Raw genomic sequence first — 13119 nt, forward strand, 5'->3', positions numbered from 1 at the left:
GTGGGCGTCCAGGTCTTCAGGGACGAGCGGCTGCTGTCCTACGCCGCCGGGATTCGCGCCGTCTATGCGGGCGCCTTCACCACTCCTCCGTGGAACGAAGTGGAATCCGCGGCAGATACCTATCTGGAGCGGGTGGCCAGGGATCTGACGAGACCGGGCTTCGCCGCCGCCCTCGCGCTGGACGGACCGACGGTCCTGGGCTTCTGCACCGCCTGGCGCACCCCCGCCGCTCTTCCCGAGGACCGTTGCTACACCCAGGTGCTCGCCACCCTCGGCCCTGACCGGACGCGGGACTGGCTGTGCGGCGCACAGGAGATCGACGAACTCGCCCTGCATATACGGGCGCGGGGAAGGGGACTGGGCGCGGCCCTCCTCGACGCGGTGACCAAGGATGCCCCCGACGGCCGTTCCTGGCTGCTCACATCCGTGCGGGCCGAGTCCGCGATGCGCTTCTAGCAACGCCTCGGATGGCATCAGGCGACGTATCCCGCTCCTCAAGGCGCAGGAACGGCGGTGTACCTGGGACCCCATCACCCGGCCGCCCCTTCGACAGCTGGTTGGAGTGGTGCATGCCCCGTTCCACCGGTGGCCGATGACCTGACGAGGACGACCGCAGTTCGCCATCCGCAGCGCCCCGTCGACGGGGGGACGGCCGTGAACGGCCCGTGGCACCGGGCGGATGAGGACCGCCGGACGACCGCGCACCCCGCAGCGGATTGCCCTTCCCACGCGCACAGGCTCCTCACCCGGTGATGGGCCGAACCTCCAGGCAGTTTCCGCGGGCTTGCGGTGCAGCGCCGGTGAGGTCCGCCAAACCTACAAACCGTACTCGGGCCGCAAGAGCTTGTGGGCGGCGTGGCTCACCCACGGCGGCGGGCTCATTCCCGGAAGGCGCCCGCCGTCAGACCGAGCGAGTACTCGGCATGGCGGGTGGTGACGCGGGGCGACCGGTCCCGCTCCGCGAAGACCGCCGACGAAATCCTCGACAATGCCGCCGCTTGCTGCCAAGAATCTCCGGCTCAAAACACTAGGCGGTCCCTTCGTCAGAGGCGGGAGCCGGCTGGTCGGGGAACTCTAGGACGACGTCAGGGCTTTCCCTGATCTCGTCCAGGACGTCCGTCGGCACGTCGGGCGGCCGGTTCGCCGAGGTACGCAGCGTCCGCACGTCGCCGTACACGCCCTCGATCCCCCGGATGAACCTGCGCCGCAGACGCAACACGCGGTAGAACGGCGTCACCTGCTTGCCGAGCAGCTCCAGTTCCAGTCCGGAGGAACGGGCGCCGCGCACGCCGGCCGCGAGGTCAGCCAGCGCAGCCGGGGCCTCGCCGAGCGTGACCCGCGCGCGCATCTCGATCAGGGCACCCTTCTCACCCGCGAGGAGCACGGTGCCGGACTTGGCCGTCACGAGATGGCTGATCACATACCAGTCGAGCTCCCAGGTGCCCGCCCAGTAGCGTTCGATCAGCTCCCTGGCGAGGAGCGGCTGGTCCGCCAGACGATGCTCGGTCAGTCCCTGGTAGGCAACCAGCAGGGCGTTCTCACGGGAGAACTCGACCAGGGCGCCCGCCTGAGCGTCGGCCAGCGCGGCGAACGGGCCACCCGTCTGCCCCGCCGACTTGTAGGTCACGCTGACCCCACCCCTGGTACGCCAAGTCAACTCATCCCGGGTGATGGGAGTGACCTGGGACGTCGCGATGCCGATCTCCTCGAGGCTGCTGATCGGCACGAGCCCCGGACCCCGAGCCGTGCCCACGTCGCCGAGGCGGTACCGGGCCGAGGGGTGCCAGGTCACCCAGTAGCCGTTACCCCAGACGCCGGACAGCGCGCGGATGAACAGGCGGGACGGATCGGGCATCAGTCGACTCCATAGTGTTGGAAGCAGTCGGTGTACACGCTGTCCGCGAACGGCGGGTCGAACGGCGGCAGATCCTCCGTGCCCAGGAGGGCGACCGCCTCTGCACGACTGATCGAGGCGAGCCTCTGCCGTGCCGTGGCAAGCGCAGCGGAGGTCGCCGTGTGCGAGGTGGCCTCTGTGTGGAAGGCGTTCATAAGCAGTGCCGCGGCCGCGTCGTGCGCCGGCCACAGGGACGCGATGACATTGCGGGCCCCGGCGGTCAGGAACGCGCCCGGCAGGCTGGTGAACTCGCTGGCCGCGTGGTGCCGGGGCAGCCCGGAGTCACAGGCCGAGAGCACCACCAGCGCGCAGTGCGGCAAGAGCAGCCGACCGGTGATCTGAGCGGCAGTGAACAGTTCGAGGCCTGCTCTCTGCTGTTCCTCGCGGGCCCCTAGCGGATCCGGTACCGGCGACGGGGCGACCTCGAGCCCGGAACGGTAGGCGCTGTCGGGGTCGAAGTGACCGTGGCACGCGAAGTGGATCCGGCCCGCGCCGGGCAGGGCGGCGAGCAGAGCCTCGGTCTCGGGAGGGCACGACTGGTAGCCCAGTGACTCGGGGATGTCCCGGGCCGTGTGGCGAAGGGTACGCGAAGGGTCCGAGACTGAGATCCACGGCCGTCTGCCGTCGCGGCATCGCGCCCGCAGCAGGGGCAGCGCGCCCGGGGTCGGCAGCACACTCACGGCGCAGCCTGGCAGCAGACCGGCCAGACGCCAGTACGGAAGTTGGAACAACTCGTTCTCCGGACTCATGAACAGCCGCACAGGAGGCTTGGAGCACACCTCCCCCACGGCCTCGGCGATGGCGGCGAACAGCCCTGCATCGAGCCGGGAGGCACTCTCCTCCGCCAGGGCGCGGGTCTCGTGGAGATCGTCAGGATGCGCATTCAGATACTCGCGACGCGCCCGTTGCAGGCGCACCAAGGTGCGGCGTCGTGTCCGGGCACCCCACTTGAACAATCGGCTCGTAGTGCTGCCGTCACCGGTGAGGCAAGTGATCGTCACAGCTGCGGCTACCGCCAGAAGATCGACCAGGACCTCACCGGGGGCGAGCGCGCCGGCCAGTTCCTCGGCGGGCACCGGATCGGCGTTCACACGGAGTGTTCTGCCCACGCTGGCGGCGGCTCGCTCTAGTTCGGCCGCGGCGTGCTCCCGCTCCGCGATCGGCTGGGTCAGGCCCCTGAACTCGGCGGCGGCGAGCTGAAGCGCGGCCTCGGCCGCGCGCAGCCGGAGAACCGCAGACCCAAGCCCATGGCCCGCGCTGGCCTCCACAACGTCCCCGACGCGCAGTGCCTCCGTCAGGGTTGCGGCCCGGGCCCGCTGCCCCAATTCGAGCAACAAGCGCGGTCGCGAAGGCGACTCCGCCGTACCGTTGCTTATGTCAACCTGCTTATCCACCTGGTGCAGTACGGCGGTCACGAACACTTCCGCGTCGTAGGCCTCGGCCAAGGCCACGGCGACGCTCTGCCGCAGCTCGATGGTGGCAGCCTGGGCCCGCAACTGCTCGCCGAGCTCGATGGCTGGGGCCAGTTCTACCAGGGCTTGGTGGGCCTTGATCTGCTGGATCAAGTTGCGCACCAGGTCGATGCGGAAGCGCACGACGCGCAGCGTGTCACCGTTGCGCTCCGCCACCCGGACAGCGGTGCGCAGGGCGACTTCGGCCTGCGCCCGGTTGCCGGAGAGGTCGTGGGCGATCCCGAGTGCGTGGCGGGCGTCGGCCTCGTACGCGGGGTGGTGGAGTCGGCGTGCCTCGGCGATGCACATTCTGAGCAGGGGGACGGCCTCGGCGGCATACTCTGGTTGCCGCTGGATGATCGCCGAAGCACGCCTCCAGGCCCATCCCTCCTCGTTTCGGTCGTCCACTCCGTCCGCGAACTCGCCGCGCCACTCGGTCGCCCAGTCGTGGAGGCCGAGTCTCTCGGCCTCCACCGCCGCCCGCTCGACCATCCGCGCGCTCCGCTCCCTTTCGCCGAGGAATTCCCAGGTGCGTCCGGATTCCCTCAACATTCGGGCGGCCAAAGCGGGGTCACCGGCCGAGAACGCGAGTTCCCGGGCTTCTTCGAGCACCTCCACGGTCTCCTCGAACAGACCTGCCTGCCGAGCGATCAAGGCGTGCTGGTAGGCGAACGTCGCCAGGGAGTACACGGGGCCCTCATGATGTGACTGCACCGTGCCGCGGACACGCCGAGCCGTCCGTACGGTGTCGAGGGCGGTTCTCACGTCACCGGTCTCGGCCATGACATCCGCCTGGTCCATGAGAGTCATGCTGAGGTCCACGGGGCTGCCTAGCCGTTCCGCCTCCGCGACGACGGAAGGACCATCGCGCCGGAACTCCTCGCGGCGGCCCATCAGGACAAGGGTGTGCAGTCGAAGCCGACGAGCCCTGAGTCTTATCGGTTCATCTGCCTCCAGTGCACTCACAGCCCGCTCCAGGAAGTCGAACGCGGGCGCGGGGTCGTCGAGCGCGATGAGCCGCTGAGCACCTTCCGTCAGGATGTATCCGCTGGTCTCGACGGGAAACAACGCCGCAGCCGCGACGCCGAGTTCGGTCATGGTCAAGGCGTGCAGCGCGGTGGAAGCCGCTCCGATACGGTCCATGAGTTCCATGAGCTCCTGCCGCCGGGCCTCATGGAAGAAAGGGTTGTAGTCTGCGGGATCGCCCTCGAGCCGCTGCTTAGCCTCGGGCAGCGACAGCCGTCCCTCAAGTACGTCCATCACCACCCGGGCCACCGTGTCGCCCTCACCGGTCATGGCCGAAGTCCTCCGGCAACTGCTCGACGAGGGAGACGATGCGGACCGTGAAAGGAGGAGGCAAAGGAGCGAACACCGCGGCGCACACCTCGTCGGGGTCGTCACCTAGCGCCTCGGCCAGCGTCCTCGTGGCGTGCATGCTCCACGCGGTGTGGGTGACGACGTCGTCATCGTCCAGATCCAACCGGCCCTCGGAGCAAGCGTGGGTCGGCGCCAGGCACGCCAGCCACATGAACAGCGATCCGCTGTCCTGCGGTTTGAAGTAGTAGGGCAGATAGGGCATCTGCTCGCAGAGTTGCTCCACGTAGGACCGGATCTCGGGGATCTCCCACACCGCGCGGGGATCGGAATCCGGAACGTCGAAGGTGACCACAAACCTCCCCCGCAGCTTCCTGAGCGCGGCGATCCGCTCGGGCCCGAACTCCTGTGCGCTGGGGGAGAACTTGACTACGAAGGGATAGACGTCACCGGCCTCCACGCGATCGAGGGGCACCGGGAACAGAACTGGCCCCTCGTCCGGTGGTTCCGGATCCTGCTCGGGAGGGATCACCTCGGGTTGGCGGACTGTGATTCCCGCAGCGTCGAGCTCCGTTTCCACCCATTCCGTCAAGGTGTCGTCGTCGAACTCCAGGTCATAGAGCGCGGCGATGACGATGGCCAGTTGAGCGAAGGCGTGCCAGGTGCCTGTGCGTGCCCTGGCCTTGTCGAGCAGACACCGGCAGGCCAAGGCCGACCGTTCGGGATCGGAGGCGACCAGCTCCCGGAACGCCTCGATGTTCATCTGCTGAGTGCCGTCCCCCGTGGGAACCGCAAGGGCCTCGATCCGTTCCAGGAACGCGGTGAGAGCCTGCTCGTCGACACTCTGTTCCTCGGCGTTCTGACCTGCGGAACGCCGCTCGTTCGCTTCCTCGGGCATGTCCGACCCCCGTTCCGGACACGGGCGACGGGGCGTACGTCACCCTGCTGGAATTGTAGGTTGGTTACCGAGCCTGGTGGCTGTCTTTCCGGCGGAACTCCTGAAGGACAGCCCGCGCTGCGGGACGGCTTCGCCGCACGGACACAGGCACGGTCGCGGGACAGCGAGTGCGGACCGGACCTGCCGTTCCCCCGGTACGGCGAGCTGCTTGCGCTGCTGGTCTGGGCTTGCTGAGCCGTAAGTGGCTCAATGCATCTCACGGGGCAGCTGGCATTCGGCTGGCTCATGCACCACCGACGCCTCACCCGCGACTACGAAACCCACCCCCACCGCTCCGAAGCCATAATCCACGTCGCGATGATCAACCTCATGAGCCCCACCCAGGAATGGGTCTGCTGCACGATCGGGTGTTTGGGTTCCAGCTGCGGTGGCTAACTGGCGGCGTTACCGGTGATCCAGAGTTGGACGGTTGCTCCGCCGAAGATGGGGCGGAAGCTGATGCCTCGTCCGTCGCTGTAGATGAGGTGGGCTGAAAGCGGGGTGAGTACTCAACCAACTTGGCCGTGATGGTCGAGCTGCCGGCGGTCAAGCGACCCAAGGCACTGGTCTGGACACCGGAGCGAGTCGAAGGGTGGAAGCGCACGGGCCGGAAGCCCAGTCGCGTCATGGTCTGGACGCCGGAGCAGACCGGCCAGTTTCTCGACTTCGTCCACGGCGACCGGCTCTGCGCGATGTGGCACGCCTTCATCTTCCGTGGCCCGCGCCGCGGCGAGTTGTGCGCCCTGTCCTGGCCTGAGGTCAGCCTGACAGGCTCCTGGTTCCGCATCTCCGCGAGATCGCCTACCGCCAGTACGACGAGGCCCCGAAGCGGGACAGCGTGCGTATCGTCACGCTCGACTCCCAGACCCGCGAGCTGTGGCAGGAGTGGCGGATCCGCCAGGACTGGGAGCGCCAGCAGTGGTCCGCTGAAAAGGCGTGGGTCGAGACGAACCGGGTGTGGACCCATGAGAACGGCGAGCCCCTTCATCCTGACCGGATGAGCCGACGCTTCAAGCGGCTCGTTGAACTGTCCGGGCTTCCGCCGATCCGCCTGCACGACACGCGGCATCTGTCGGCAACGCTGGCGCTGCTGGGGAAGGCGGACATCAAGGTCGTCCAAGAGCAGCTGGGGCATAGCGCCCGCCGGATCACCTCGGACACTTACACAAGTGTCCTGCCTCAGCTCATGACGGCCGAGGCGGAGTAGACGAACGCAGTCGTGCCGCGCCCTCGGGGGGCTCGCCCAGTACGGAAGGCGCCCCGGTCGAAAGCCCAGAAGGCAAGCCCGGAGGCTGACGGCCATGATCCGGACGAGGGACTGCGTCTCGCCGCGTGACCTGCGTCCCCAATTTGTCCTCATGATCATGAAACCATGATCAAGGTGGGCCGCCAGGACCTTGCTGCAATCGGCTCCGACCAACATTTCCGCTGGTCGGAACGTTTCTGCGTCACCACTCTGTGGTGGGGCGGGTGGGACTCGAACCCACGGCCGACGGATTATGAGTCCTTTGAGGATCTTGGCGACCCTTGCTGATCAACGCCCGATCTTGCTGTTTTGGCTGTTCAGGAGGGCTGTCCCATGCGGGCACCCCTTCGCCTTTGTCGATCCGTTCCTATCGTTGCGGCCCAACACTGGCCCAACACCGGGCCCACGCAGCCCTGTTCTTGCAGTGACTCTGGGCTACCTGGTGTGTCGTGCCAGCTCAGCGCGTCGGTTCGAACCCTGCTCCAGCGGATTTCCCTTCCAACGTGTAGAGGCTCTGCCCCTGTATCCGGGGCAGAGCCTCTACGGCCATTTCCGCAGGCCAAAAGTGTGGCCTGATCATATCGGCCGTGCGGCGCTCCAAACAGGGTCAGCTGCGCTCTTCTGATTGCGACGAGTCGCCAGTCACTCCGGTCGAACGCTGCTGCGGCACCGTCCTGGGTTCGTCCGGCTGCTGCGGATGGGCAGCTACGGCTGCTTCACACCGACAGCTAGACCGGGCTCCGCCGCCCCGACTCTTCAATCCGGAGCATGAGGGACAGATGACATAGCGGCCGGCCGTCGCACAGGCAAAGCACATCCAGGAACGGCAGCGAGGGTTGCCGGCCGTGCGCACGTCCTTGATCACTGTGCCGTCAGCAAAGCAGGATGGGCATTCGTGGGAATCAATGAGGCTTTCGTAGTCTTCCGGCGCATGAAAGGCGCTTCTGTACCGGTACGCGACGTCACTGGGGCTGCTCCATTTCCTGTGACAGAAGGGGCAGGATTGCGTCTCAGAGCCTGCACGGACGACGAAGGTCCATTGATAGCAGGCTGGGCACTTAACAGTTACCTGCTCCAAGCCTGCGAGCGCAGCTCCTAGCTCGTTCATACGGATCTTGACGAATGCCTTGCTGAGGTGCAGCTGGTTACGAACATGGTCCAGTGAGCGGTGGACGATGCTCAGGTCTTCGTGCTCAATGTGGCGCAACAGGTGTGTGGAGATGAAGGCAATGAGGAAGTCCAGAACCCGCACGACGCGGTGCTCAGCGACCTTGCCGGAGATCTTCAGGCCGTAATGCTGGAGGGCGTTGCGGGTCGCGGCTAACTGAGTAAGGGCCTTCGCCTCCTGCTCGCTGATAGGCAGCCCGACAATGTTGCGGAGTCGGTCTACTGCCTCCCGAGTGGTACAGGTCTCGAAGTCGCCAGCCTCAAACTTGTCACGCTGTGCCTGTCGGAAGTCTTTGAAGACGAGCGCCCAGTGTTCGCCAACGAGTCGGGCCTTGAGGAGCACCTCGACAGCGGCCTGAAGGTGGAGGATGGAGTACTTCAGGTTTCGTGGCGTCGGGTCCGCAAGGCGGCCGATCACATCAAGTAGGTACTCGATGCCGTTAAGCACGGGGGTGTAGTGCAGGTCCTGCACGTGCCCCTTGCCCACCCTGCGAGTCCGCCGCTCACTCAATTGATCCGCAAGAATCCGATTCAATACGGCGTATCTGTCAGCTTTCGCGCTCACATCTCCCCATCCCTGCGGTGAAGCCTGACGGAGGGCCGGTAGGCACTCCTCGGTACCACAAACATCTCTGCACCCGGACAGCATCTGACGAGCAAAGCAGTTACCGAGCGTCGCATGGTCGAAGGGGTCACATTGAGCGAACCAGGGAAATCGCCTACGTGGGGACCGCTGGCAGTAGGTGCCGGTCTCGCTGTTCATGGCGCTCAGGGAGGAGCGCGGCAGTGCGCTGCGCCCCTCCCGTCGAGTCAGGAGGCGTGTTCCGTGGCGGTGGTCGTCGTCCGGCGCCTCGGGCTTCGCTTGCGGGGCGGTCGGGCGCGGCCGGGGGTCGACTCGGGGGCGGGCAGGCTCTCCTCGCTGTTGTCGGCCTCATCGGCTGCCGGTTCCGTGGCGGCCTCCGCGTCTGGCTCGGGGTTCGGGGGCGCCTCGAGGGCGGCTTCCGGGCTCTCCTCGGCTTGAGCTTGTTCGGTGCCTTCGTCCGGCTGCGGCTTGGCTTCGACTGCGGAGTTCTGCTCTTGGTCGTCGGGGGCTGGCGGGGTGTCGCGTTCGGCAGTGACGGCGGCAAGGGCGTTGTGGAAGAGGTCTATCCACGGTCGGTGGCCGACGTAGCGGGGCTTGTAGTCGAAGGCGGGGAGCAGGTGGTCTTCGAGGGTGCGCAGGATGATGTCAGCCGGTTCATCGTCGGTTTCGGTGACGAGGGTGGTCGCCTTGTTGTAGCGGTGACCCTCGGGGAGGCCGGCGGCGATGTGCGCTTCGCGGGCGGCTCGTTCGTCAGGGGTGGCGCCGTCAGGAAGCACAGGGGCCGGGGAGCCGGTGATCCAGAGCTGGACGGCGGCTCCGCCGAAGATGGGGCGGAAGCTGATGGCTCGGCAGTCGCTGCAGATCAGATGGGCTGCGCCGTCGGCGGGTGCTTCGGGGTCGAGGGTCCAGTCTCCTCCGAGATTCTGGGCAAGGGTGACCGCTGTTTCTCGGACTGCGGCGTCGGTGATGAGCATGGTCTTGTCTCCAAGAGGTCTGCTGGTGGGCCGTCGGGCCCGTCCCGGCGTGGGACGGGCCCGACGGGGTTACGCGGGGCGTACCTCGTCGCCGTCGTCCAAGAGCAGCGAGAGCGTGGGACCGGTGCCCCACTCGACGGAGAGCTGGGAGAGGTTGGCGTCGTACCGCCGCGCGGTCCCCTCGTCTCCTGCGGTCAGGGTGGTGTGCGGGTCGGTGGTGTGGACGAATGCGACGTGGTCGCCTCGTTCGTAGAGCATCGGAAGCCTCCTTTCATTAGTTTCATTCTATATGCATTTAGATAGAGCCAAGATCACCTACAAGAGATACGAGGGGAGGGTTCGCCCTGGTCAGGCAGCTATTCCATGCACCAGAGCCTCGACCTTCCGGATCGCCGCGAGGATGGCGGCCTGCGCGTGCAGTTCGTCGCGACGCTCGAAGGAGTCGCGCGCTTCCTGGGCAGCCTTCGCGGGCAGGTTGCCTTCGTGCAGGGTGTCGCCGCAGGCGATCAGGACGTGCGGGCCGAGGTCCCAGATGATCGCGTTGACAGCAGCCCCGGCGGCAGCGAGTTCGTCAATGTCGGTGAGCGACCATCCGAACTCGTGGGGGTCAATGCCTCGCTCGCGCATGACCTGTGCTGCCGCTCGGTACATCCCACCGGTTCCGCCAGTGGGCTCATCGAACTTCATCCCTGGCTTGAGGTTGTCGTCGAGCATCATCCGGGCCATCAGTTCGGCGACCTCCGGCGGCGTGTGAACCTCCGCAAGAGCGTCATGGGCTCCCTTCGAACGCATGATGGTCAACAGGGCGCCCATCACGTCCGCGGTGGACCGGTGGTACGCGTCGTCGCTGCTGGTCAGGTGCAGCAGACCTTTGGTGAGAGCGGCCTCGACCACCGCCCTGACTGCACGGGCGCGCGTTGGGCGGGGCTTCTCGTCCTCAAGCCACTTGTGCAGCGGGGTGGCTCGGTCGATCAGGTCCGGGCGCTTGATCCACCATCGTGCCCAGCACTCGCGGAACGCGGTGAGCAGGTCGGCGTCATCGAGGCTGAGCCACCAGTCGGCGGCGAGGTAGGCGTCCGGGCCGCGCAGGGGCCACAGGGCGAGTGTGGCCACCACGCCGATGGGGACTTCGATGCCCGGGCCGCCTTGGGCGTGGTGCCAGGCGTAGCTGACGGCCTCGGCGATGTCGAAGGCGGTCCGGTGAGGGTTGCTGAGCGAGGGGCGGTAGTGGCCGAGCGCGGGTTTGACCACGGTCGGCTTGGTGCGGGGCTGGGCCGAGATGGTGGTCGGGGTGGGTGCCGGCGGAAGGTCGGCGAGGTACCTGCGGGTCGCTGCGGGGATGGGCGGGGCCAGGGGCTCGCTGTGAACGTTGGCGTCGGCGAACAAGTCGAGCTGGCTCATGGTGTTCTCCAGGGTCAGTGGACATCGGGCGCGTGACTGTGCGGCGGCCCGCCCGTTGCGCGGGCCGCCGTACAGAGGGGGTCAGCGCGCTCCGCGCTGCATGCAGCGGCAGGTGCCGGTGGCGTCCTCGGTGCGACCTGCCGCCAACAGGGCGGTGTGTCGCAGCAGCTCGGTCAGGTCCTCGGTGGTGACCTGGGCGAGGATGGCGGTGAGGCTCAGGTGCCGCTGGTGGTGCGCGCGGTACGGGTATCCGGTGGCCAGCGTGAGCACGATGTTCGGTATGAACTGGTCGATCTGCTCGTCGCTGAGGTCGAGTCGGCGCCCGATGCAGTGGATGGCGTCGGGGTTGCCGAGGAGGGTGGTCGGCGGGACGGCCTGGTGGGCGCGTTTCGCGGCTGATATCTCTCGCTGGAGGTACGCCTCCCAGTTCAGGCGGGCGTCAGCCTCCCGGCCGTCGGCGAGGAGTGCCGTGGTCGAGAGGGTGGCCGCGAAGCGGAGGGTCTGCATGGCCGTGTCCATGTACTCAGCCGGCGTGAGTCCGGCGCGGACGACGGCAGGGTCGTGGGACTGGGCATGGAAGTGCTCAAGGGTGGCGAGCAGTGCGCTCTGGGCGGCGGCGGGGTGGACGCCCAGTCGGTTGACCAGGCTCGCGCAGAGGATCTCCGACGCGATGGTGTGCATGTACGTCTCCAAGGGGGTCTAGGTGATGCGGTGGTTGTGGAGGGGTTAGCCCTGGACCTTCGGCGGGGCGTAGTGGATGAGGAGTTCGGCGATCTCGCGGGCGACGTGATCCATGAGGGTGCGGATCTGCTTCCTGTCGCCGCCCAGGTACAGGGCCAGGTCGAGGATCTGGGGGGCGGCGGCGTAGTCGAGGAGCTGCCGGTACTGCCGCTGGGTGAGCGTTCCGAGGTCGTCGGGTCGCAGCGCCCAGGACGCGGTTGCGGCGTTGTCCACGAGGTGCACAGCGGCACGAAGGGTCGCGTCGTCGGGGGCGCGGGTGAGGATGACAAGGGACATGGCGCCGAGATGGTGTTCCGGCGTGTTGATGACCGGCGTCGGACGTGCGGGCATCGAGGCCTCCGATTCGGGTGGGCGAAACACCCCCTGAATGCTTCTTTTCTATATGCATTCAGGAAATGGTGCGGCCTTGATCAGGACGGAAAGAGGGGGGCTAGCTTCGGGCTAGCTTTGAAGTCGTGCGCCGTTGACGTGGAAGCCGACACAGCACAGCTGGCCGGGTCGGTCGGAGTCGAGGGCGGTTCCGTGCTTCTTTGCGACGCGTATGGCCGCAGCGAAGGAGGCGATGCCGCCGCTGAACTGTATGACGTGATCAGTCATCTACTACTCCGGGATGGACGCCGCCCGGGGGGCCCGGGCGGCGGGTCAAGGTCAAGCGCGCGGCGTCTTGGGGGCCTTCTTGATGGCGCTGCCCTCTTCCGGGAGCGCCTTGGTGCCGTCGACCAGGGCCTTGAAGGAGGCACCGGGGCGGAACCGGACCGCGCGGGTGGCCTTCACGAGGACGCGGTCGCCGATCTGGGGATTGCGCGCGAAGCGGGCCGGGCGCTCCACCGGAGCGATGGAGCCAAAGCCGGTGACGCGGACCCTCTTCCCTTCGGTGACCGCGCGGACGATGGAGTCGAAGACGGCTTCGACTGCCTCCGCCGCGGCGGCCCGGTCGCCGATCTTGGATGCGACCTCGTCGATGAGGAGGTTCCTATTCATGGTCTTCCTTGTCGTGAGGGGTGGTGGCGGGCAGAAGGTCAGGCTGTAGATGCTCCGAGTGCCAAAGCCCAGTGGCTGGCGGCCGGAGGTGCGGCGTCGAGTACGGCCATGGGCAGGTGGGCGAGGGCTTCCACGGGGATGTCCGCATAGCTGCCGTATGTACGGCGGCACAGGTTGCCCTGCGGCGTCGGTGCCGGGAGGGTGTGCGAGTCGGGGTCGTTGCTGCCGATTAGGTGTGCCCACCGCTCGTAGACACCGGCGGGAGGCTGGTGCATGTGCAGCCGGACTCCCATGCCGTACTCCACGCCGTCGTGGAAGATGGCTGCAAACTCGATGCCCGGCGCGGGCAGGTCGGGGTTGAGCTGGGCGATGAGCGCCACGGCCGCTACGGGGCCCAGCAGTTCGCGCATCGGTCGGTTGTAAGGCATGC

General features: G+C 67.2%; 14 protein-coding genes. 2 read left to right on the plus strand and 12 right to left on the minus strand.

What is annotated here, in order from left to right; translation table 11 throughout:
* Positions 1-456 (plus strand): GNAT family N-acetyltransferase, encoded by a 456-nt coding sequence (locus ACTWOL_RS11655; protein ID WP_474296564.1) that lies wholly within the window; start codon positions 1-3, stop codon positions 454-456.
* Between the two features lie 571 nt (positions 457-1027).
* Here ACTWOL_RS11655 and ACTWOL_RS11660 read toward each other — a convergent pair.
* The 3 genes from ACTWOL_RS11660 to ACTWOL_RS11670 are packed head-to-tail and all read right to left on the minus strand — an operon-like array spanning position 1028 to position 5557.
* On the minus strand, positions 1028-1855 hold the full coding sequence (locus ACTWOL_RS11660) for a hypothetical protein (RefSeq protein WP_474296565.1): 828 nt from the start codon (positions 1853-1855) through the stop codon (positions 1028-1030).
* Complete coding sequence (locus ACTWOL_RS11665) at positions 1855-4641, minus strand: CHAT domain-containing protein (RefSeq protein ID WP_474296566.1); 2787 nt, start codon at positions 4639-4641, stop codon at positions 1855-1857. The genes ACTWOL_RS11660 and ACTWOL_RS11665 overlap by 1 nt, the downstream gene beginning before the upstream one ends.
* Positions 4631-5557, minus strand: a complete 927-nt coding sequence (locus ACTWOL_RS11670) for a hypothetical protein (RefSeq protein WP_474296567.1) — start codon at positions 5555-5557, stop codon at positions 4631-4633. Before ACTWOL_RS11670 ends, ACTWOL_RS11665 begins: the two co-directional genes overlap by 11 nt.
* Positions 5558-6434: 877 nt before the next feature.
* On the opposite strand from ACTWOL_RS11670, the gene ACTWOL_RS11675 reads away from it, so the two are divergent.
* Complete coding sequence (locus ACTWOL_RS11675) at positions 6435-6803, plus strand: tyrosine-type recombinase/integrase (protein ID WP_474296568.1); 369 nt, start codon at positions 6435-6437, stop codon at positions 6801-6803.
* A 646-nt stretch (positions 6804-7449) separates the two neighbouring features.
* Here ACTWOL_RS11675 and ACTWOL_RS11680 read toward each other — a convergent pair.
* The 9 genes from ACTWOL_RS11680 to ACTWOL_RS11720 all read right to left on the minus strand — a co-directional run bounded on the left by ACTWOL_RS11680 (position 7450) and on the right by ACTWOL_RS11720 (position 13117).
* On the minus strand, positions 7450-8574 hold the full coding sequence (locus ACTWOL_RS11680) for a hypothetical protein (RefSeq protein WP_474296569.1): 1125 nt from the start codon (positions 8572-8574) through the stop codon (positions 7450-7452).
* A gap of 245 nt (positions 8575-8819) precedes the next feature.
* Positions 8820-9566 carry a hypothetical protein gene (locus ACTWOL_RS11685; protein ID WP_474296570.1) on the minus strand — a complete coding sequence of 249 codons (747 nt, stop codon included), beginning with the start codon at positions 9564-9566 and terminating at the stop codon, positions 8820-8822.
* Positions 9567-9635: 69 nt separating this feature from the next.
* A complete protein-coding gene (locus tag ACTWOL_RS11690) occupies positions 9636-9824 on the minus strand; it encodes a DUF4314 domain-containing protein (protein ID WP_474296571.1) in 189 nt (62 codons plus the stop codon).
* Positions 9825-9914: 90 nt separating this feature from the next.
* Positions 9915-10967: an N-6 DNA methylase gene (locus tag ACTWOL_RS11695; RefSeq protein ID WP_474296572.1), complete on the minus strand. Its 1053-nt coding sequence runs from the start codon at positions 10965-10967 to the stop codon at positions 9915-9917.
* Positions 10968-11048: 81 nt separating this feature from the next.
* A complete protein-coding gene (locus tag ACTWOL_RS11700) occupies positions 11049-11648 on the minus strand; it encodes a hypothetical protein (RefSeq protein WP_474296573.1) in 600 nt (199 codons plus the stop codon).
* 45 nt (positions 11649-11693) lie between these two features.
* A complete protein-coding gene (locus ACTWOL_RS11705; protein ID WP_474296574.1) occupies positions 11694-12038 on the minus strand; it encodes a hypothetical protein in 345 nt (114 codons plus the stop codon).
* Between the two features lie 111 nt (positions 12039-12149).
* Positions 12150-12305: a hypothetical protein gene (locus tag ACTWOL_RS11710; protein ID WP_474296575.1), complete on the minus strand. Its 156-nt coding sequence runs from the start codon at positions 12303-12305 to the stop codon at positions 12150-12152.
* Positions 12306-12356: 51 nt separating this feature from the next.
* Positions 12357-12689, minus strand: a complete 333-nt coding sequence (locus tag ACTWOL_RS11715; protein ID WP_474296576.1) for an HU family DNA-binding protein — start codon at positions 12687-12689, stop codon at positions 12357-12359.
* Positions 12690-12727: 38 nt separating this feature from the next.
* Positions 12728-13117, minus strand: coding sequence for a hypothetical protein (locus tag ACTWOL_RS11720; protein ID WP_474296577.1), 390 nt, complete (start codon positions 13115-13117; stop codon positions 12728-12730).
* Between the last annotated feature and the right edge of the window lie 2 nt (positions 13118-13119).

This window comes from Micromonospora sp. IBHARD003, assembly GCF_056106285.1.

Coding starts and splice junctions, on each gene's coding strand:
- ACTWOL_RS11705 (WP_474296574.1), bottom strand. CDS start 12,038: ATGCCCGCACGTCCGACGCCGGTCATCAACACGCCGGAACACCATCTC.
- ACTWOL_RS11685 (WP_474296570.1), bottom strand. CDS start 9,566: ATGCTCATCACCGACGCCGCAGTCCGAGAAACAGCGGTCACCCTTGCC.
- ACTWOL_RS11715 (WP_474296576.1), bottom strand. CDS start 12,689: ATGAATAGGAACCTCCTCATCGACGAGGTCGCATCCAAGATCGGCGAC.
- ACTWOL_RS11665 (WP_474296566.1), bottom strand. CDS start 4,641: ATGACCGGTGAGGGCGACACGGTGGCCCGGGTGGTGATGGACGTACTT.
- ACTWOL_RS11690 (WP_474296571.1), bottom strand. CDS start 9,824: ATGCTCTACGAACGAGGCGACCACGTCGCATTCGTCCACACCACCGAC.
- ACTWOL_RS11700 (WP_474296573.1), bottom strand. CDS start 11,648: ATGCACACCATCGCGTCGGAGATCCTCTGCGCGAGCCTGGTCAACCGA.
- ACTWOL_RS11670 (WP_474296567.1), bottom strand. CDS start 5,557: ATGCCCGAGGAAGCGAACGAGCGGCGTTCCGCAGGTCAGAACGCCGAG.
- ACTWOL_RS11695 (WP_474296572.1), bottom strand. CDS start 10,967: ATGAGCCAGCTCGACTTGTTCGCCGACGCCAACGTTCACAGCGAGCCC.
- ACTWOL_RS11710 (WP_474296575.1), bottom strand. CDS start 12,305: ATGACTGATCACGTCATACAGTTCAGCGGCGGCATCGCCTCCTTCGCT.
- ACTWOL_RS11660 (WP_474296565.1), bottom strand. CDS start 1,855: ATGCCCGATCCGTCCCGCCTGTTCATCCGCGCGCTGTCCGGCGTCTGG.
- ACTWOL_RS11720 (WP_474296577.1), bottom strand. CDS start 13,117: ATGCCTTACAACCGACCGATGCGCGAACTGCTGGGCCCCGTAGCGGCC.